This is a genomic window from Saprospiraceae bacterium, assembly GCA_016709995.1.
In the GTDB taxonomy this organism is placed as follows: domain Bacteria; phylum Bacteroidota; class Bacteroidia; order Chitinophagales; family Saprospiraceae; genus JADJLQ01.
This window is the reverse complement of record JADJLQ010000002.1, coordinates 94204-113383: the sequence shown is the minus strand read 5'-3', so window position 1 is coordinate 113383 and position 19180 is coordinate 94204. Positions and strand designations below refer to the sequence as shown.

Genomic DNA, 19180 nt, shown 5'->3' with positions numbered 1-19180 from the left:
CATTTATCTAACCCTTCTGTAAATAATCGACTTTGTATTTTTTACAAGATGCAAACGAATACCATGCCAAGGTCTATCCCTATACCGAAGCTTAAGGATATCTGTTCTTCAAAAAGATGCGACACTACACTAAAATTTGTACTAACTTTCGGCACTTATTCAGAAAAACATAAAACTTATTTCAATGAAATCTTTTTTTCTACTTTTCGTCTTTTCGATAGTTGGTTTTTCAATGAATGCCCAATCATTGAACATTAAAGAAAGCCCGGATACCAGAAAAAAACTGGAAGCTCCAGAAAATAAAACGCCTGGAGTATTCAATACAAGTCTGGCAGACCTTGATCTATATGTTGGTGAATATACTATCCCGGGAGAAGGGGTTGACATTAAAATTTTTGTTAAGGAAGGAGCATTGTGGGCATTGGCTACAGAACGAGACGAGGCCGAACTCGTACCAGCAAAGACCCATGAATTTACGGTTAAAGGAGTAGCGGGTTATCTGCTTAAGTTCGAAATAGTGGATGGTAAAAGTGTTGGGATCGACCTGGATGTACCGGAAGGTATGTTTAAAGCGGTGCGGAAAAAACCTTAATCATAAGCTTGGAGTGAATGGGACTCCGACCATTGATGAAGTTGAAGGCAATTAGCCGACACTTTGCTCCTGCATCAACTGTCGGATCGATAGGAAAGGGTTTCACTCTGATCTAATGGGAATGGAAAATTTTCACAGCAGTTTGATTCGGTGAGTGTCTCAGAGAGATTTTGATTTCTATTGATAGTCGGCAATTGTATTCATTAAAGAAACCCACCAATCCCAATTTCCGGCAGAATACATCAGTATATGTTGTAAAGCCATAAAAATTAATACTGGCAAGTACGTAAATTTAACTTCTTTATGATTTCTTTCCTTCCAAATAATAAACAAAAGCACTATTTCTATTAGTATATAAGAAAGAGTTAATGATTTGTCGAAATTGTCAGCTAATCCTACAGAAAAGAAAATTCTTGTCAATGCAGGAATTAAGGGGCCAAATATCGTGCAAACCATCAGACGGGCGTGCAGTTTTAGTCTTTTGCGATAATAAATAGCAAGTAAATAAATTATTACAAATCCTAATAAAGTGACAGCATCTATAAATGCAAGCCTATAAACCATATTTGGAGGATAATTTTCTTGGTTATGAATCATTAATTTCATCATTTCAAATCCACCAAATACTATTGTAGGTACTAGTATCATTGAACTCCAACCTAAGTACTTATGGATTGTTAATTTCCCTTTTGTGTAAAAAAATGGTTGAACTATTAATAATAACATCCATAATGTTGCGCTTAATCCATGTATATGATATGGCAAAGTGGTTTCTCCCAATTTCCCAAAATATGAATTAGAAAAACCCCAGAAGACAACAACCAAACCGATCGCTAAATACAAATGGGCATTATTGTAAAATTTTATTCTTTCCATGTTTTTTGTTTTGATGACCACCGGCGATTTGTATATGAGTTGGTTTATGATTTAACCTACCTGTTAGCTCTTTCGTTTATTTTATTTTATATGCATAACTTTTTTATTATTCGTGTTTTGGTTCTTCTAAATTGAAGTATTCACTCTTTGTTTTGTCCAGGGTAGTTGACATTGTTTTGAAATTGTCTTGCGTAGCAGTAAGGTCAATATATTTATCAATTATTGTTCTATGTTGGTAAATTACAAATGTGTTTTCAACTGCCGGATTTAACTTATTGAGGTTTACTTCGCTTTCTGTGTCTGTCAAAGAAGGCACAAAGGTTAAAGCAATATTTTTTAAGTTTAATTCAAGCCCAATTCTTTCTAACTCCTTTCGTCTATCGTCTTTGTTGTAATTTAATTCATTGCCGTAGACAAAATAAGCTTTCAAGTATTTACTTCGAGTCACACTTTCTTGCTCCAAATAAGTCAACCACTTTTTGATTTCAACCCAATTGGGATTGTTGCCAACAAAATAAACAATGCCTTGGTAGCGTCCATATTTGCAGACAGGACAAGTCCTTGTTCCTTTGTCCGGACCCCAGGCATGGAAAGGAATAAAAGATGGTTGATCTTCACCGATATGAAGTCCCGATTGTTTCTCTTGCTCCAATTCTATCGGATAGTTTGGAATGTTTAGTCCTAAAATAATATTATGCTCGGCAATTTGTAAATCTCCTGAAATAAGAACTCTTAATATACCACTGCCGCCACGATTTTCTAGTGCCTTTCTTTTGGCCCCTGTCAATAATCTGTCGTCGTCAAAAACAAACTCATCAAGGTAATATTCATTGTCAATGTTGGGTTCTTTGATGGAGGTATGAATATGGGCTGGAATATTTTCATTTGGATAGGGCGCGGGTCTGATGGTGTATATTGAAAACTTCCCATGCTCATCTGATTTTATCCAACCTCGAATATGGCCGTGTCGTTTGGCTTTTTCATTCAATCCTTGTTTTGGTAAATAGTAGCCGTTATGGTCTGTCTGCCAATAATAAATGATCACGTTTGGTACCGGCGTTTTTCCGTCATGTTTAAAAACGGTTCCCGTCACCAAAAGTTTTTGTCCTTTCTCTGCCCAACCAGCACTTGTATCAACGGATGAAATATTTGTTGGTATGTCAATATACATTAGTTCACAACCGTCGCAACCGCCACCTACCAGTTTGTTTATGCTTGGTGTGGTTGTTTGCTGATTTGGATTACTATTTTTTGTTTGTCCGCTACAACCTGTCAGAATGCTGAGCAGCATTAGAAAAAGTCCGGGTCGATTTATTTGGTGCATAGTTAAAATTTTGTGTTTCATGGTTGCAGGTAATGGTTTGGGGCTTTTAAGGCACAAATGTTAATGAGAATTACTTTTGTTCAAATGTAGCATTTCTGCTCCAATTTCAACAAAACCCTGTGAGTAGTTGGGTATTTTTGTTTTCAATAGGTTATCTATATCTTTTCAGTCTTTATTCGCAATGTTCGTTCAAAAAAAATAAATTTTACCTTTGCTATTATTTGAATCTTGCAATAATGGAAAACATAGGTATTAAAGATTTTTATAAAGAAATATTTGGTGAATATGGAAGCCAGCTGGATTTCTTTTTAGAAAGCGTTAGCTCAAACAATTTAGGTCATTTCAATGTATTTGATACAAAGAAGTTTTATTTCAGCGGTGTAAAAAATTCCGAAATGACATACAACAGGAGGTTGTATTATAAAATCAGTTTAATTAAAGGCAAAAATTTGGTTGAGTTTGCTGGAAAATCTGTTCTCATTGAAAATCAAGGAATTCTATTTGCAACTCCGAAAATTCCTTATCGGTATATACCACAAGACAAAGAACAGGCTGGATTTTTTTGTGTTTTCACTAAAGAATTTTTGTCGAAGTCCAAAACAGGGATACTGGTAGATGATTTTCCTATTTATCAGCTAAATAGTGATTTTGTTTATGAATTAAATGATGAACAATATCTTGAAATGGAAGCTATTTTCAAAAAAATGGACACAGAACTCTCGTCTGATTATGCTTATAAATATGATTTACTTCGTAACTATGTATTGGAATTGATTCATATGGGACAAAAGTTAAACCCTATAGAAAGTATGTTAAATTCCACGAACGCTTCAAGCAGAATTTCATCATTATTTATTGAGTTACTGGAAAGACAGTTTCCAATTGAAAATGATGCACAAATGATGCAACTCAAAGCACCAATCGATTTTGCCAAAACTTTAGGCGTTCACATCAATCACTTAAATAAAGTATTAAAAGAAACGACAGGTAATAGTACATCTGAAATTATCAATGGCAGAGTAGTAGAAGAAGCCAAAATATTATTAAGACAAACTCAATGGAATGTTTCTGAAGTTGCTTTTGCTTTGGGATTTGATGAAGTAGCTCATTTTTCAAATTTTTTCAAAAAACATACTGGCCTGTCACCATTGAAATTTCGTAATTGATTGAAATTTACAAATTGTAGCTTGAAATTTGCAAGCTTTATTTTATTAGAAGACTGACCTTTGTGGATAATTTAAAAATAAACAAATGAAGAATTCAACAATATTAGGAAGCAGCACACTGAAGGTGAACCGAATAGGTCTTGGTTGTATGGGTATGTCAGAGTTTTATGGCGCTTTTAATGAATCAGAATCTATTATTACTTTGCACAAAGCCATTGATTTAGGCGTTAATTTTTTCGATACAGCCGATATGTATGGAAGTGGAGCCAATGAAAAGTTAATTGGAAAAGCATTTAGGGGCAGATGGAATGATTTGGTTTTAGCTACTAAATTCGCAGTAATGAGAGGACCAAATGGCGAGTGGCTAGGATTAAATGGACAGCCTGATTATATTAGAAAAGCTTGTGATCAAAGTCTTTTAAATTTAGGAACGGATGTCATTGATTTATATTATATGCATCGTCAAGCTCCTGATGTTGAGATTGAAGTGATAGTAGAGGCAATGGCTGATTTAGTCAAACAAGGAAAAGTAAAGTTTATTGGTCTGTCAGAAGTGAATGCTCAAACTATTCGCAGAGCGCACAAAGTACATCCCATCACAGCTATACAAATAGAATATTCTTTATGGAGCCGTGAGCCAGAACATGAACTTTTAAAGGTTTGCAAAGAACTCGGAATCACTTTTGTTTCATACAGTCCTTTAGGTAGAGGTTTTTTAACGGGAGCTTATAAAAGTCGTGCTGATTTTGAAGCCGGTGACTTTAGATTAAATAATCCTAGATTTACAGATGAAGCGATTAAAGAAAATATAAAATTTGTTGAAGTCATAGACCAAATTGCAAAAGCTAAAGGAGTAACTAAAGCTCAAATTGCATTGTCTTGGATTTTAGGTCAGGATGATGAGATTACTGCAATTCCTGGCACAAGAAAAATTCATCGTCTTGAAGAAAATTTAGGTGCCTATAATGTAGCCCTAACTCAAGCCGATTTGGAACTGATTGATGTCTCTATGCCAAAAGAAACCATTGGTAGTAGGTATTAAAATTTGTATTATTTAATTCAAAAGAGTCACAATAATGTGGCTCTTTTTTTGTTTTGCTTGCTGTCTGTGCGCCAAATAGCGTATATACAGCATACAAAACTGCTTCATATTCTCAAATTGGCTACTGGGGCCTACCTTGCGGCATCTTTTTCGTAATAGGCATATACATAGCAACTGGCTCGACTTTGTGCTAATGGCCACAGCTCGACAATTCCGTTCCATCCAAAGAAGGATTACTTTCGAAGTGCATTGCACCCTGATCAAACCATCGCCCTCCTAAAACAGTTTCTAAGTGGAAATAGCGCATTCAGGAAATACATCTCTGCCGAGCATAATTTTGATTTACTTATCTATGAATCCTTATATTCGGGTTTGAAATAAGAACCTTTAAAAAAATAAGTCATGGAAAAAATAAAAGTAGGGATCGTCGGCACCGGTTTTATCGGTCCCGCTCATGTAGAAGCATTGCGCAGACTACCCAATATTGAAGTCGCAGCGCTTTGTGAAGTCAATATGGAGTTGGCTACAGCCAAAGCAGCCCAATTAGGCATAGAGCGTGCTTGTACCTTTGACCAATTGTTGGCGATGGAGGATATTACAAGTGTGCATATCTGTACTCCCAATTTTCTACATTTTTCTCAAGCGAAAGCTGCGCTCCTGGCTGGCAAACATGTGATCTGCGAAAAACCGCTGTCCAAAGACCTGCACGAAGCAGAAGAACTGGTCGCCCTGGCCCAGTCTACCGGTCTTGTCAATGCAGTCCATTTTAACCTGCGCTATTACCCGCTGATACGCCAGATGAAAACCATGCGGGAAAAAGGGGAGCTCGGTGAAGTCTATTCTATCCTGGGATCCTACCTGCAGGATTGGCTGTTCTACAATACAGATTATAACTGGCGCCTGGAACCGGACAAATCAGGCGATTCAAGAGCCATCGCGGATATCGGCTCTCACCTGATGGATGTCATCGAGTACATCACCGGTCTCAAAACGGTAGAAGTGATGGCGGATTTTAATACCATCCACAAAGTGCGTAAAAAACCACTGAAAGCGATCGAAACCTATTCGGGCAAAATGCTGACCCCCGAAGATTATGCAGATGTGCCCATCAATACCGAAGACCACGCCAATGTGCTGCTCCGCTTTGACAATGGCAATCGGGGTTCTGTGACCGTATCCCAGGTATCTGCCGGCCGCAAAAACCAATTGAAGCTGGAGATCTCCGGCTCCAATAAAACTTTCGCATGGAATTCTGAAGCCCCCAATGAAATCTGGATTGGCAATCGGAATAAAAGCAATGAATCGCTCATGCGCGATCCTTCGCTGGTATATCCTGAGGCAGGCAGCATCATCTCCTTCCCCGGAGGGCACAATGAAGGTTTCCCCGATACTTCCAAACAATTATTTAAAGAGGTGTATGCAGCGATCGCTAATAATAAACAACCGGAACACCCTACGTACCCGACCTTTGCAGATGGTTACCGGGAGTTATTGATTTGCGAAAGAATATTGGAGAGCAATCGAAAACAAGCCTGGGTGAAGGTATAGCTGGCAGGGACTTGCCGGCCTTCGTAGCTATTCTGGTATATCGGATAGTTTTATAAGATGATCATTATTTCCTCACAACTACGTTGGTGACGGCACAACACATTTTTGTTTTTTTACAGCTAACCAGAAACTTGCTATCACCAGGACTATGCCCAAACCTTTAAAAAAGTCGATTACAAATTCATTCGTATGAATAAAAAAGTTGGCGATGGCTCCGGCATTCATCACCAAAATTCCTATCGCCATATACCTTAGATAAATTGAATTAACTTTTTTCATTCGTTTGATTTTTTATGAGATCAATTTTGTTTAATAAAGTTTGAATTTTGTGATTCTGTCTTCTTTCCATTATAGGCCGGTAAACAAACCACATGAATGAAAGAAACAAAAACAATAGAGTATAACCTGTGATTAATCTTGTTTTGTTCTGGGAGAGCATTTCGTACACATACAACGAGAAAGCTGAGGCAAGGACCATATAGAGAATTGGGTGTATTTTATTATAAGCTGTTTTCTGAGTTTTTTTCTTTAAATCATCTAAATATTCATTTGTATTTAAAATCTCATCCCGGACATTTTTTTGAAGTAAAGCATACTTTGAAATAACTAAATAAATAGCTATGAGTACAAATAGCACCTCTCCAATCCTCGTGGACCAGAAGTGTGAATGGTATTGCATCATCACATATATCATGGCAAGGATACACATCAATAAAAGCAATACAATAAAAGCGGTATTCTTTCTTTTTTCTTTTTGGTACGCTTTGATAGCATGGTTTATGCTCGTTAGCGATGGCATTCGATCTGAATCATGACTTCGCCATATATCTTTTAATTGTTCAAAATGGTCCATGGTCCAAAAACTTTTTTGTCAACTTTTCTTTTATGCGAAAGACCTTAACTCTGATATTTGAATGACTTAAGCCGACTATTTCAGCAATTTTTTCTTGTGGAATATCTTCCATAAAAAGACCAATAATGATTCTTTCTAATTCCAGCAGCTCTCCGATACAATTTCTCAGAAAAACATGTTTTTGTTCTTGTGCATTATCCAGCTCCATTTCTTGCAATTGGATTGGCAGCTCCACTTTTTTTATCCTTGCATCTTTTTCGATTTGCCTAAGACATTTATTACATGCGATTCTAAATATCCATGTGCCCAGGGTAGCTTCATTTTTAAACGAACCCAGATGTTGCCAAACCGAAATAAAGGTTTCCTGAGTAAGATCAGCTGCCTGATCCGGATCATTAATATAGCTTAAACATACTCTGAATATTTTAGCTGAATAATCTCTATAAATCGTATCAAAATCCATTTTATTACACTAAGTCATTGGCCCTTTTTTTAGAATTAGATACTGCGTATCGTGTAATGTTACAGTTTAGGTAAAAAAATCTATGCTTTAACTAAGAGGACAGTTTTTGCCATAGATCGAAAAGGCGGGTATCTGATAAGGATCCAATTAATTTCCAACCGACTGCTTCAAACTATTCAAATCCCGCTTCATAGCCTCAATCACTTCCGTAGCAGGTATGGAGAGATGAGATTCTCCGTCATTGGCCCCGCCCAAAGGATATTCGAGATGGAGACATAGGGGTGCATGTACATTCAATTTGTCTACCAGGGAAAAATAATTTTTAAAATCTATCAACCCTGTTCCAAGTGGTACATTGTCGATGGTTTGTTTGCCATCTTTTTTTATCCAATCAAAGTCTTTGATATCGAGTGTGTTGATATATGGAGCCAGCAGCTGCAGACCTACCTGCCAGGCACTGAGGCTCTCGACCATAGCGTGTCGCACATCAAACTGCACGCCCATATAGCGGGCATCCAGATCCTTGATCAGGTACCAGATATCCCATAAAGAAGCGCCAACGCCCGTGCCTGAGTGATTTTGATAAGCCCCTTGAAGACTGTACCGTTTGTTCATTTTGGCCAGGGCTTTAAACTGCATGTGGAAGGCGTCTAATTGTTTGAGGACAGGTACACCGGGCTTATAGGTCAGCCAACCGGTACGGTAGGTTTTGATGCCCAATTCGCCGGCAGTTTTTAAGATCGCCTCAGTGTACGGTTCTTCGATAGATGTAATGCTTGTCGTCAAAAGGTCTGCCTTAAGACCGGCTTTTCGAATAGCATTCACTGCCCGCGGCAAATCTTTTTTTACATTTTCAGGCAGGACATGCCCTTTGGACCTGACCGTCAAATCGATGCCATCAAAACCCATTCGTGCAGCTGTGTCTGCCATAGCTTCATAGTCCAGCCATTGAAGGTGTTTGGAGAAAATATAGATATCCCGTTTGTTGGAGCTGTCGATAGATATAGGTTTAAATAAGGGCTTGGCACTTGTGATGGGCATTAGGGCAGCCGAAGCACCGATCGCAACCAGGCTATTAAGATGCTGGCGTCTGGTTATTTTAGGTGACATATTTTTTATCTAACTTGTTATCGAGCGATTCGTCAGGATTTTGCTTTAGCGACGATGTTCTTTTTTACTCCTTTTTCATTGATGATCGCAGTCCATACACTTAGTTTTTTGTCAGCGTAGCTGGTCCAGATCGGCCGGATGATCCCATTAGCCGCAGAGATACCATTATAATCACCGAAAAAGACTTCATTGCCAGGTGGGGTAAAGGTACTTCCTGTCAATAATATCTCTTTAAACGTATTTCCTCCATCTTTTGAGGTAGCCACCACTACATCCGTCTGGGTGTCGGCATGATTGCGACGGTCGTAGTACACTATATATATGTATCCCGTGGCCGGATCTACGCTCATCCAGGGCAGGAACTGATACCTGGGACCGGTATCCTGATTGACTTTGATGCGCTGGGACCAGGTACGACCCTCGTCTCTACTGTGCATGATCCAGACATCCATATTGTCTTCGCCATTTTTTAAGTCAGCCCAGCAGACATAGATGGAACCCCGATATTGATTTATGCTAAGATCGGTACAGGTCACCGGCATGCCATTGGCGCGACCCAGTCCGGGTACATCCAGGGACCAACCACCGATCTGATCCATAATCTCCTGATCCCTGGGCAGCCAGGTCAGACCTCCATCAAGACTTTTGTCAAACCATAGTTTTTGATCAAATGCCCAGACTACATAGATTTGATGATGGAGTCCATAGGCCGGCACAGCGCCTTCGGGAGTATAGTCATCATCTAGACAGTCACCTTCATGGTCGCTGATCGTAATGGCTTGTGTCCAGGTCTTGCCCTGATCAGCAGACTTTGAAAACCGAATCCTTGATTTGTCGGTAGACTGGGTGGATGCATATTTATCAAATTCTGTCCAGGTGACCACCAGGTCCCCATTGAGTGGGTCCGAAGCGATCCAGGGTTTGTCCTGGTTTTTGGGAGGGTTCGTACCTATCGCAGTGCCTTCATCCCAGGACTTTCCACCATCGATACTTTGATGGATCACCAGGCTTTCGAGATATCGAGAGGTATTCCTGCCGCCGCCGCCGGGTGTACCTAAATGGACATAATAAAAATTGCCCAGGTGATCAGCCCACAGTACCGGATCACCAAATACTCCAAGAGGCGATTTTAAAAAAGTATGACCAAAGGTCTGGCCTCCATCGGAGGAATAATGCACCCGATCGAGAATAGATCCTCCCACTACCCACTCAGGATGCAGTGGTGATACTGCCATGCTAGGCTCTGCAGGGCCATAGTGCTTGCCTTCGTTTTCTGCAATTTTGATGAGTTGAATGGCCTTGGGGGTAGAACAACTTAAGGTGAGTAGATAGAGAATACAGATTCCTACTATTGGCTTCATGTTTCTGTTAGATTTGATGACCACTAAATTATTTTTTAACCAATTATTTTAACCACTAAGATTACTTAGGGCACAAAGGAGATTGGTTGTGCAAAATAGAGATTTTGATCAGCATTAAGGCTAGTGGCAGCAGAGAGATTTATTATTAAATTGATGTTAAAAAAAAATCAGACTCATTAATCAGCCATTCAAATGGTACCTTGGCTAATCATAATCAATACCATATCAAAAACAGCTCATATGAAAAACCTCATCACCTCTCTGATTTTATTTATATCTGTTGTCTCAGGTTTTTCTCAAGATCTTAATTATGGGGTCAAAGCAGCGTACACCCGTCCGGTGCATATATCAAATGTCAGGATGGCTAATAAGATGATCGATATCAATCCCGGATACCCGTCCTCCTGGATTAGCCATTATATCTCTGCATCGTTGTCAGCTACCTGCAATGGTACAATAATGAAAGCAGTTAGCGCCGATGACCATCTGAGTACGGAACAAAAAAATATTTTAAAGACAGTCGATATGGGATCAGACATTGTAGTCGATATTAAGTACTATACTACAAATACAGTTACGGGCGAGAACAATGAAGAGCTTATGCATTTTGTGGTCACTGTAGTCCCTGAAATCGAAGCACAATATCTGGGTGGGCACCAACTATTGACTCAATATCTGAAAGAAAATGCTGTTGATAAAATCGCTGAATCTACTTCCAAACAATTGCGACAAGCAGTGGTGCGCTTTACCGTTGATGAGCAAGGCGAAATAGCCAATCCTCAAATAGCGGTGTCTTCCGAGGATGCCCTGACAGATCAATTATTATTAGAGGCCATTACTTCTATGCCAAAATGGAAACCGGCAGAAAGCGCTAATGGCATGAAAGTGAAGCAGGAGTTTGAATTTAGTGTGGGGAATAAGGTGAGTGGTTGTTAGGACCTGTTCTTTTATCCAATAATCTGTTCAGCATTTTTCGATTACTTCATTTAATCTAATACGACGCTATTGAGTCCTTTTTCATATCACTTCTAATCATTTTTAATTCCTAAGAAAGTTTTTTTGAATTCAACTTTCTTTTTTTCAAGGCTTTCATTCCAGCATCAATTTTATTTGCAAGATTCCAATCTTCTGCTTCAGAATGAGCGAGGTACTTGGCAGACATTTCAAGCTTCATGGCAAGATTGATAAACCTTTCATTACAAAATTTGTTTTTTAGTCCGATAAACACTAATCTCATGCTCAAACCAATTTCTTTTACGACCACTGGACAGAAAACACTTATCGCAGATCTCACTATCTATCGGTTTTTACCGAGCCGTTATGCAGATGCCGTAGGTCCCTTTGTCTTACTGGATCATTTTCCTCCAGGTCATGCTGACCCTAAGGAGCCACGCAAAACCAAAGGCACTGGCGCCCATCCTCATCGGGGGATAGCTACACTGACTTACCTGATTCAAGGTGAAGGCGAACACTATGATAGCCGTGGCCATCATGCCACCATTCGCTCAGGAGGAGCACAATGGATGAAAGCAGGCAATGGTATCATACATGATGAGGTCATCAATGCTGATGCTGGTACAGGAGACTTGCTGATACATGGTTTTCAATTCTGGATCAATCTTCCTTCAAAAATCAAGGCTGAACTTCCAGAGTATCTTTCACTCCAGGCCCAGGATATTCCGGTAAAAAAATTAGGAGAAGGTGCCGGCTGGATAAAAATCATTGTAGGGGATTATGAGGAATTGAGTTCAAAAATCCCAAATTATTCCAGGCAGTTTTTATATCATATCCATCTACTGCCTGGTGCAACTTTTTCTTTACCTACCGATGCCACCATGGAGTATGCAGCCTTATTGCCTACCCATGCAGCCATGATCAATACGACTACCTATCAAACCGGCGAATTCATAGAGTTTGGTAAAGATGAAGGAACTATTGAAATCAACAATAAAAGTGAGCTGGCTACCGACATCATTCTATTTGGTGGAGAGCCATATACAGAACCCATCATAGCCCGCGGTCCTTTTGTGATGAACAGTGATCTTGAGATCGCTCAGGCATATAAAGATTTTCATGCAGGCAAATATGGCATCATTTGATCCTTATTATCACACAGCTATCAAATTATTTTTTCAAGTAATATGATGAGAAAACAATTCGGAGGCAAGGCCAGTAAATCAGATTTGGAAAAATATGCCCGTTCAAATAACTGGGATGGTAAAAAGTTTGTCAATCTGCAGACTACCAATATGAACTTCAGTTTTTCATCACTACCAAAATTATTGTACAAACAATTTTGTGAAAAAGAAGGTAGAGAACCCAAAACCAAATTGCCAATTTTGCCTTTTGAACAGGCAGAGTTTCTAAAGCCCTCCAATGAAACGAAATTTATCTGGTACGGTCATTCAGCATTATTGATGCGCATGAACCATCAAACCATACTCATCGATCCTATGCTGGGCCCTAATGCTGCCCCGATCTCGCCGTTTTCAGTAAATAGATTTAGTGATAACACACTTGAGTTAGCAGAAGATTTTCCGGAGATCAATTTGCTCCTGCTCACCCATGACCATTATGACCACCTGGACTACGAAAGCATCCAGCGACTTAAGCCTAAGGTGAAAAAATATTTTGTCGCTCTTGGCGTCGCCCGGCATTTAATTCAATGGGGTATTCCATCAGAAGATATTACCGAATTTGATTGGTGGGAGCACAAAACTTTTGCCGGTATTCAAATTCATTTTACACCATCTCGGCATTTTTCTGGTAGAGGCCTTGCTGACAGAGCGATGACCCTCTGGGGTGGTTGGGTATTCCAAAATGGAGCTGAAAACCTTTGGTATAGTGGTGATGGTGGATACGGTGATCACTTTAAAAAAATAGGAGATAAGCTGGGTCCCTTCGATTTTGCTTTTATCGAATGTGGTCAGTACAATGAAAACTGGCATCAAATACATATGTACCCAGAGGAAAGTGTGCAGGCAGGTATCGATGCTCAGGCGCAGATCATCATGCCGGTCCACTGGGGCAGTTTTTCACTGGCCCAACATAGTTGGACCGAACCTGTGGAAAGATTTATCACTGAAAGCGAGCGTAGGAATATCCGATATCTAACCCCTCAGAAAGGACGGCTAGTCTCTATGCAAGCACTACCTGTACCTATCAGATGGTGGGATTGAGGTCCATATGCCAGATCATCATAAGTTAAAGTTGCGGCCCTGGGAGCTGTCCTACCCAAAAATAAATTTTTGCAACCTATTGCGAAGCCAAATAGTTGCATGTATATTTGCAACCAATTAGTTTCTTAATTAATTTTATATAATATGAGAAGAGATGTTTTTCAAGCGATTGCCGATCCGACCCGTCGGGCTATTATCCTGCTGATTGCATTTCAGCCTATGACACCAAATGCCCTGGCTGAGCATTTTGATAGTACACGCCAAGCCATCTCCAAACATTTGCGCATACTGACAGAATGCCAGCTGGTATCGCAAAATCCGGACGGTAGAGAAATCTATTATCAACTCGACTTCAATAAAATGAAAGAAATAGATCATTGGCTGGACCAATTCAAAAAGATTTGGGAAAGCCGCTTCAACGAACTGGACAAAGTATTATTAACCATGAAAAAAAACAAAAAATGAGTTTCAATCTTGCCTTTGATTTTTCTGTAAACAGGGAAAACAATACCATCAATGTAAAAAGAGCGTTTGCAGCAGCACTACCTTTGGTATGGGACGCCTACACCAACAGGGAAATCCTCGACCAATGGTGGGCGCCTAAGCCCTGGAAAGCCAGAACCAAATCAATGGACTTTAGAGAAGGAGGTCAGTGGCTGTACGCTATGGTAGGTCCTCATGGAGAAGAGCATTGGGCTATCGCCACCTATACCAACATTGAGTTTCAAAAACACTTTACAGGACTCGATGCATTTACGGATGCAGATGGTACTATAAATAACGATCTGCCGAAGTCCAGATGGGAAGTGCATTTTTCAGATCTGGGCCATCATACGAGGGTGGAAATGCGCATATCCTATGATGACCTTGCACAACTGGAGGCTACTATTCAAATGGGTTTCAAAGAAGGACTATCTATGGCCATGGAAGGATTGGACGAATTGCTCGCGTCCATAAAACAATAAGAGCTGATAGATCAAGAATTCTATACCTGATTTCGTATTTAAAAATTTGAAATTATTTTGTCCCCCGGGCAAACTATTCAATGCTATATTTATTGCTTCTATACCTTGATGTTAAAAAAGATATACCAGGTCTATGTGATTGAATTATCTAAGCGGGTATTCAGCGAAAGTGTCAAATTCAGAACTGCCAACCCACAATACAATGGCGTGCTGGAATGCCTCTATGTAGGTATGACCAGCAAAACGCCCAAAGAGCGGTTCGAACAACATAAATCAGGCTACAGAAACAAAAAAGGGCACAAACTGGCTTCAAACATCGTGCAAAAATATGGGCTCTACCTTCGGCCCAGCCTATACAATCATTTAGACCTAATGACTAAAACAGAGGCGCTCAAAATGGAGGAACAGTTGGCGCTGGAGTTAAGGAGGAAACGCTTTGCTGTATGGTATGGTTGAAGGATTGATTGAAAATTATACAAATAGAAAAATCTTATAACAGCTCTATCTGATAAAAAAGCCTAGCCTATGTAAAGATTTTGATTAAATCTTTACATACGAAACTCAATATATATGGATAATTGAAAAAACTTTAGATATCCTATAGGGAGGATGTGAGTTTAATGGGAATTACGGAAGATTTCCTCAAACGGATAAAGCTATGGGCGTAGAACTACTTTATTTTCCGATATTTATCACAAATTCATCCATCTTGGCACCACCTACTGAACTCAAACGATCCCTTACTCCACTAATGCTCTGGGGCCTGGGGGTAGGTTATGTCATATCGGGCATGTACTTCGGGTGGAACCTCGGCCTTGAAAAAGGAGGGACCCTTGGCCTGGCGATCGCCACTTTTTTTATCATCATCCTCTATATCACTTTTACTTTTAGTTATACTGAATTGGCCTGTGCCATACCCAAAGCTGGCGGTGGATTTGACTATGCTACCAGGGCATTGGGCAAAGATTGGGGATTTATAGCCGGTATGGCTCAAAATATAGAATTCATCTTTGCGCCGCCTGCTATCGCATTTGCCATCGGGGTTTATTTTAATTTGTTTTTTCCGCATATCCCTGTATTGACGATTGCTATTTTAGGTTATATCATTTTCACCGGGCTCAATATATATGGTGTCAGGGCCGCAGCCACATTTGAATTGGTCATCACCCTGCTTGCCGTAGGCGAGTTATTGTTATTTGCAGGCATCAGCCTGCCCCACCTCGAAGTCAAAAACCTTCAGCACAATGCCTTTCCACATGGATGGCAAGGTGTGTTTGCAGCCATACCATTTGCCATCTGGTTTTTCCTGGCCATCGAAGGGGTAGCCAATGTCGCAGAAGAAGCCATCAATCCCCGCCGGACTATTCTCCTTGGATTTGGATCAGCTATCCTCACCCTGGTGATACTTTGTATCCTGACTTTTGCAAGCTCGGTAGGAGTAGCAGGTTGGGAAGCCATCGTCTATAAAACAGACGGGACCACTTCTGACTCTCCCTTACCATTGGCGCTGAGTCATATCGTGGGAAATAACAATCTGCTATACCACTTATTGATCACGATTGGATTATTTGGATTGGTGGCATCTTTTCACGGTATCATCCTGGCTGCAGGAAGAGCCAGCTTTGAGTTTGGACGCGTGCGGTTTGCACCGGCCTTTTTAGGCAAGATTCACTCTAAGTTTCAGACCCCTTCCAATGCCTTAATAATCAATATGTTCATAGGCATCATAGCTTTACTCACCGGTAAAACAGCGGAGATCATCACCCTCTCTGTATTTGGTGCTTTGACCTTATATATTGTATCGATGATCGCACTGTTGCGCCTACGAAAGTCTGAGCCTGCACTGGAACGCCCATTCAAGGTGCCCATGTATCCGGCATTTCCGCTCATTGCACTGGCGATCGCCGGTTTTTCCTTTGTCGCCATGACGGTTTACAATGCCAGGCTTGCTTTGGTATATTTTTTGTTATTAGGTATAAGTTATGCCGCTTTTAAACTGTGCTATGGCAAGTCGGGATAGCATGATCTCTAGATTCACTTTCGCAAGGATATAATAAATTTTAATTTTTCAGGTCTGGGAACTATAAACCCAAATTTTAAACAACCATCATGACCAGCAAACAAATCCTCCAATATGTCAAAGATCATCCTTCCGGAAAAGTAAAGCTTGCATTTACAGATATTGACGGCATCTTGAGAGGAAAATATGTCTCATCGGAAAAGTTTTTATCCATTATAGACAAAGGCATGAGCTTTTGCAATGTCATCTTTGGCTGGGATGCTGCCGATGTAGCTTATGACAATGGGACATATACTGGTTGGCATACCGGGTATCCGGACAGTCCTGCAGTCATAGATATCAATACATTTCGCAAAATACCCTGGGAGCAGGATGTTCCGTTTTTCCTGGGAGAACTCACAGATGAAAAAGGTGCCCCTTCTACGGTCTGTCCCAGGCAATTATTACAAAAGGTATTAAGCGAAAGCAATAAAGCAGGGTACACGCCCATTTTTGCCCAGGAATTTGAATGGTATAATTTTGCAGAAACTCCTCAGTCTATCCAGGACAAACAATTTAAAGACCTCACCCCTTTGACGCCGGGCATGTTTGGTTATTCTATACTGAGAAGCTCCTTAGAAAATTCCTACTTCTCAGATTTGTACGACTTACTCAAAAAATTTAATGTGCCTTTAGAGGGCATACATACGGAGACAGGCCCTGCGACTTACGAAGCCGCTATCGGTCATGCGGGTATCCTGGAAGCGGCCGATCGTGCCACTTTATTTAAAACAGCAGTCAAAGAAATCGCCTATCGACACAGTGTCATCGCTACCTTCATGGCTAAGATCAATGAGAACCTGCCAGGTTGTGGCGGACACGTGCACCAGAGTCTGTGGGACAAAGCAGGCAAAAAAAATCTTTTTTATGCAGACAAGGATCCAAAGCATATGAGTGAACTGATGAAAAGTTATGTGGCCGGTCAGTTATATTGTCTGCCTCATATCCTCCCTATGTTTGCGCCTACGATCAATAGTTATAAGCGACTGGTCGAAGGTGCCTGGGCTCCAACTACACTGACCTGGGGCCTGGACAATCGCACCGTAGCGTTGCGTGTGCTCTCAGGAGGCGCTGCCTCCTGTAGATTAGAGACCCGGGTGATCGGATCAGATGTCAATCCTTACCTGGCGATGGCAGCCTGCCTGGCCTCAGGATTATATGGTATCAGGCACAAATTAAAACTGGAACAACCTGCTGTCGTAGGCAATGGCTATCGCGATACCTCCAATGGCATCCTCCCGACTACTTTGATAGAAGCGACCCAACAAATGAAAGTCTCGGAGGTGGCTTCAGAACTCTTCGGTGCTCCATTTGTTGAACATTTTACTCAAACCCGGGAGTGGGAGTGGCGCCAGCACCTTAAATCAGTGACTGACTGGGAATATAGACGCTACTTTGAGATCATATAAATGGGAAATCTTTTTCTGGTTTCTTTAATACAACCATAATATACAAATGTGCACTTTTGCATCCTACTAAATCAATGCTATGACCTTTGATAAAATCTATCAATATAATTTTCCTACGACGATTAGATTTGGAGCAGGATCCAGTAAGGAGCTGGGAGATTATCTTATAAAAAACGGACTTACCCGGCCTTTGATCGTCACAGATCCTACAGTGTCTGGCTTGGATTTTTTTAAAGAGATCCTCCAGGACTTGAAGAAAAAAAATATTTCAACAGAAGTATTTTTCGACATTCATAAAAACCCTGTCAAGTCTGATGTGTATAAAGGAGGAGAGGTCTATGATCATACCCATCGGGATAGTATCATCGGCATCGGTGGTGGTGCTGCCCTGGATGTGGCGAGGGCTATTGTACTCAGAGTCAACCACCGCGAAGACCTTTTTAAATATGATGATCTTATCGGGGGTGATGTGTATGTGACCAATGAGGTGCCTCATTTTATCACCATACCTACGACTGCAGGCACAGGATCTGAGGTCGGTCGCAGTGCGATCATCTCAGACGATGTAACCCATCAAAAGAAGATACTTTTTGCACCAAAACTATTGGCTAAAATTGTTTTTGCTGATCCCCTGTTGACCATGGAATTGCCAGCCTATATTACCGCTGCTACGGGAATGGATGCATTGACACACAATATGGAAGCTTACATCGCCAAAATGCCCCACCCGCTGTGTGAAGGTATAGCACTCGAAGGCATCTCCCTGATACATCAATCACTCGAAAAAGCAGTCAACCATCCTGATCTGGAATCCAGAAGCAAGATGCTCATCGCTTCGCTGATGGGTGCCGTTGCATTTCAAAAAGGATTGGGCGTCGTGCATTCTCTCGCACACCCGCTGTCATCGCTGCTGGACACTCATCATGGTCTCGCCAATGCAGTCAATATCCCCTACGGCATGCAATTTAATATAGAAGGGTTTGAAGAAAAATTTGCCCGCATCGCCCGCACCCTCGAGCTAAATGAAATATCCGGTCAGGGGGTAGTGGATTATTTATTTGACCTCAACACGAAAGTAAATATCCCGCACAGATTGCGAGACATTGGAGTGAAAGCAGAACATATCGACGAACTTTCTGATCTGGCCCTGGCTGATTTTGCACATCCCAACAATCCCAAGCCGGTGAGCAGAGAAAACTTCAGAGACCTTTACACCCGCGCATTATAAACCCT

At 40.8% G+C, this 19180-nt stretch carries 19 protein-coding genes; 13 read left to right on the top strand and 6 right to left on the bottom strand.

The features are described from left to right. Positions 1–184: 184 nt before the first annotated feature. Positions 185–592 carry a hypothetical protein gene (locus IPJ09_14920; protein ID MBK7372701.1) on the top strand — a complete coding sequence of 136 codons (408 nt, stop codon included), beginning with the start codon at positions 185–187 and terminating at the stop codon, positions 590–592. A gap of 177 nt (positions 593–769) precedes the next feature. Here IPJ09_14920 and IPJ09_14915 read toward each other — a convergent pair whose 3' ends face one another. Together IPJ09_14915 and IPJ09_14910 are read right to left on the bottom strand one after the other, a co-directional pair. Beyond that, entirely contained in the window at positions 770–1468 is a 699-nt protein-coding gene (locus tag IPJ09_14915; GenBank protein ID MBK7372700.1) for a hypothetical protein, read from the bottom strand. Positions 1469–1574: 106 nt separating this feature from the next. Next, positions 1575–2792 (bottom strand): intradiol ring-cleavage dioxygenase, encoded by a 1218-nt coding sequence (locus IPJ09_14910; GenBank protein MBK7372699.1) that lies wholly within the window; start codon positions 2790–2792, stop codon positions 1575–1577. A 236-nt stretch (positions 2793–3028) separates the two neighbouring features. Between IPJ09_14910 and IPJ09_14905 the strand changes: the two genes are divergently transcribed. The 3 genes from IPJ09_14905 (at position 3029) to IPJ09_14895 (ending at position 6548) form a co-directional block, all read left to right on the top strand. Further along, a complete protein-coding gene (locus IPJ09_14905) occupies positions 3029–3958 on the top strand; it encodes a helix-turn-helix transcriptional regulator (GenBank protein ID MBK7372698.1) in 930 nt (309 codons plus the stop codon). An 85-nt stretch (positions 3959–4043) separates the two neighbouring features. Continuing rightward, positions 4044–5000, top strand: a complete 957-nt coding sequence (locus IPJ09_14900; protein ID MBK7372697.1) for an aldo/keto reductase — start codon at positions 4044–4046, stop codon at positions 4998–5000. Between the two features lie 402 nt (positions 5001–5402). Then, the gene (locus IPJ09_14895; GenBank protein MBK7372696.1) at positions 5403–6548 is read left to right on the top strand and encodes a Gfo/Idh/MocA family oxidoreductase; all 1146 of its coding nucleotides are present in this window, start codon (positions 5403–5405) and stop codon (positions 6546–6548) included. A gap of 78 nt (positions 6549–6626) precedes the next feature. On the opposite strand, the gene IPJ09_14890 is transcribed toward IPJ09_14895, so the two are convergent. The 4 genes from IPJ09_14890 to IPJ09_14875 form a co-directional block, all read right to left on the bottom strand. Beyond that, a complete protein-coding gene (locus IPJ09_14890; protein ID MBK7372695.1) occupies positions 6627–6827 on the bottom strand; it encodes a hypothetical protein in 201 nt (66 codons plus the stop codon). Between the two features lie 560 nt (positions 6828–7387). Then, complete coding sequence (locus IPJ09_14885) at positions 7388–7864, bottom strand: RNA polymerase sigma factor (GenBank protein MBK7372694.1); 477 nt, start codon at positions 7862–7864, stop codon at positions 7388–7390. 147 nt (positions 7865–8011) lie between these two features. Then, positions 8012–8974, bottom strand: a complete 963-nt coding sequence (locus tag IPJ09_14880) for a sugar phosphate isomerase/epimerase (protein MBK7372693.1) — start codon at positions 8972–8974, stop codon at positions 8012–8014. 32 nt (positions 8975–9006) lie between these two features. Then, positions 9007–10335 (bottom strand): exo-alpha-sialidase, encoded by a 1329-nt coding sequence (locus tag IPJ09_14875; GenBank protein ID MBK7372692.1) that lies wholly within the window; start codon positions 10333–10335, stop codon positions 9007–9009. 240 nt (positions 10336–10575) lie between these two features. Between IPJ09_14875 and IPJ09_14870 the strand changes: the two genes are divergently transcribed. The 9 genes from IPJ09_14870 (at position 10576) to IPJ09_14830 (ending at position 19175) form a co-directional block, all read left to right on the top strand. Then, on the top strand, positions 10576–11271 hold the full coding sequence (locus IPJ09_14870) for an energy transducer TonB (GenBank protein ID MBK7372691.1): 696 nt from the start codon (positions 10576–10578) through the stop codon (positions 11269–11271). 299 nt (positions 11272–11570) lie between these two features. After that, positions 11571–12434, top strand: coding sequence for a pirin family protein (locus tag IPJ09_14865; GenBank protein MBK7372690.1), 864 nt, complete (start codon positions 11571–11573; stop codon positions 12432–12434). Positions 12435–12479: 45 nt separating this feature from the next. Next, positions 12480–13514: an MBL fold metallo-hydrolase gene (locus IPJ09_14860; GenBank protein MBK7372689.1), complete on the top strand. Its 1035-nt coding sequence runs from the start codon at positions 12480–12482 to the stop codon at positions 13512–13514. A 144-nt stretch (positions 13515–13658) separates the two neighbouring features. Then, the gene (locus IPJ09_14855) at positions 13659–13979 is read left to right on the top strand and encodes a winged helix-turn-helix transcriptional regulator (protein MBK7372688.1); all 321 of its coding nucleotides are present in this window, start codon (positions 13659–13661) and stop codon (positions 13977–13979) included. Next, positions 13976–14479 (top strand): SRPBCC domain-containing protein, encoded by a 504-nt coding sequence (locus IPJ09_14850; protein MBK7372687.1) that lies wholly within the window; start codon positions 13976–13978, stop codon positions 14477–14479. The genes IPJ09_14855 and IPJ09_14850 overlap by 4 nt, the downstream gene beginning before the upstream one ends. Positions 14480–14587: 108 nt before the next feature. Further along, positions 14588–14935: a ribose-5-phosphate isomerase gene (locus tag IPJ09_14845; GenBank protein MBK7372686.1), complete on the top strand. Its 348-nt coding sequence runs from the start codon at positions 14588–14590 to the stop codon at positions 14933–14935. A gap of 202 nt (positions 14936–15137) precedes the next feature. Further along, complete coding sequence (gene eat, locus IPJ09_14840; protein ID MBK7372685.1) at positions 15138–16499, top strand: ethanolamine permease; 1362 nt, start codon at positions 15138–15140, stop codon at positions 16497–16499. An 89-nt stretch (positions 16500–16588) separates the two neighbouring features. Beyond that, a complete protein-coding gene (locus IPJ09_14835) occupies positions 16589–17947 on the top strand; it encodes a glutamine synthetase (protein ID MBK7372684.1) in 1359 nt (452 codons plus the stop codon). Positions 17948–18026: 79 nt separating this feature from the next. After that, complete coding sequence (locus IPJ09_14830) at positions 18027–19175, top strand: iron-containing alcohol dehydrogenase (protein ID MBK7372683.1); 1149 nt, start codon at positions 18027–18029, stop codon at positions 19173–19175. Positions 19176–19180: the final 5 nt, after the last annotated feature.

What these genes read in the sequence shown, in the direction of transcription:
- IPJ09_14920 (MBK7372701.1), top strand. Translation starts at nt 185, where the DNA reads ATGAAATCTTTTTTTCTACTTTTCGTCTTTTCGATAGTTGGTTTTTCA.
- IPJ09_14915 (MBK7372700.1), bottom strand. Translation starts at nt 1,468, where the DNA reads ATGGAAAGAATAAAATTTTACAATAATGCCCATTTGTATTTAGCGATC.
- IPJ09_14910 (MBK7372699.1), bottom strand. Translation starts at nt 2,792, where the DNA reads ATGCACCAAATAAATCGACCCGGACTTTTTCTAATGCTGCTCAGCATT.
- IPJ09_14905 (MBK7372698.1), top strand. Translation starts at nt 3,029, where the DNA reads ATGGAAAACATAGGTATTAAAGATTTTTATAAAGAAATATTTGGTGAA.
- IPJ09_14900 (MBK7372697.1), top strand. Translation starts at nt 4,044, where the DNA reads ATGAAGAATTCAACAATATTAGGAAGCAGCACACTGAAGGTGAACCGA.
- IPJ09_14895 (MBK7372696.1), top strand. Translation starts at nt 5,403, where the DNA reads ATGGAAAAAATAAAAGTAGGGATCGTCGGCACCGGTTTTATCGGTCCC.
- IPJ09_14890 (MBK7372695.1), bottom strand. Translation starts at nt 6,827, where the DNA reads ATGAAAAAAGTTAATTCAATTTATCTAAGGTATATGGCGATAGGAATT.
- IPJ09_14885 (MBK7372694.1), bottom strand. Translation starts at nt 7,864, where the DNA reads ATGGATTTTGATACGATTTATAGAGATTATTCAGCTAAAATATTCAGA.
- IPJ09_14880 (MBK7372693.1), bottom strand. Translation starts at nt 8,974, where the DNA reads ATGTCACCTAAAATAACCAGACGCCAGCATCTTAATAGCCTGGTTGCG.
- IPJ09_14875 (MBK7372692.1), bottom strand. Translation starts at nt 10,335, where the DNA reads ATGAAGCCAATAGTAGGAATCTGTATTCTCTATCTACTCACCTTAAGT.
- IPJ09_14870 (MBK7372691.1), top strand. Translation starts at nt 10,576, where the DNA reads ATGAAAAACCTCATCACCTCTCTGATTTTATTTATATCTGTTGTCTCA.
- IPJ09_14865 (MBK7372690.1), top strand. Translation starts at nt 11,571, where the DNA reads ATGCTCAAACCAATTTCTTTTACGACCACTGGACAGAAAACACTTATC.
- IPJ09_14860 (MBK7372689.1), top strand. Translation starts at nt 12,480, where the DNA reads ATGAGAAAACAATTCGGAGGCAAGGCCAGTAAATCAGATTTGGAAAAA.
- IPJ09_14855 (MBK7372688.1), top strand. Translation starts at nt 13,659, where the DNA reads ATGAGAAGAGATGTTTTTCAAGCGATTGCCGATCCGACCCGTCGGGCT.
- IPJ09_14850 (MBK7372687.1), top strand. Translation starts at nt 13,976, where the DNA reads ATGAGTTTCAATCTTGCCTTTGATTTTTCTGTAAACAGGGAAAACAAT.
- IPJ09_14845 (MBK7372686.1), top strand. Translation starts at nt 14,588, where the DNA reads ATGTTAAAAAAGATATACCAGGTCTATGTGATTGAATTATCTAAGCGG.
- eat (MBK7372685.1), top strand. Translation starts at nt 15,138, where the DNA reads ATGGGCGTAGAACTACTTTATTTTCCGATATTTATCACAAATTCATCC.
- IPJ09_14835 (MBK7372684.1), top strand. Translation starts at nt 16,589, where the DNA reads ATGACCAGCAAACAAATCCTCCAATATGTCAAAGATCATCCTTCCGGA.
- IPJ09_14830 (MBK7372683.1), top strand. Translation starts at nt 18,027, where the DNA reads ATGACCTTTGATAAAATCTATCAATATAATTTTCCTACGACGATTAGA.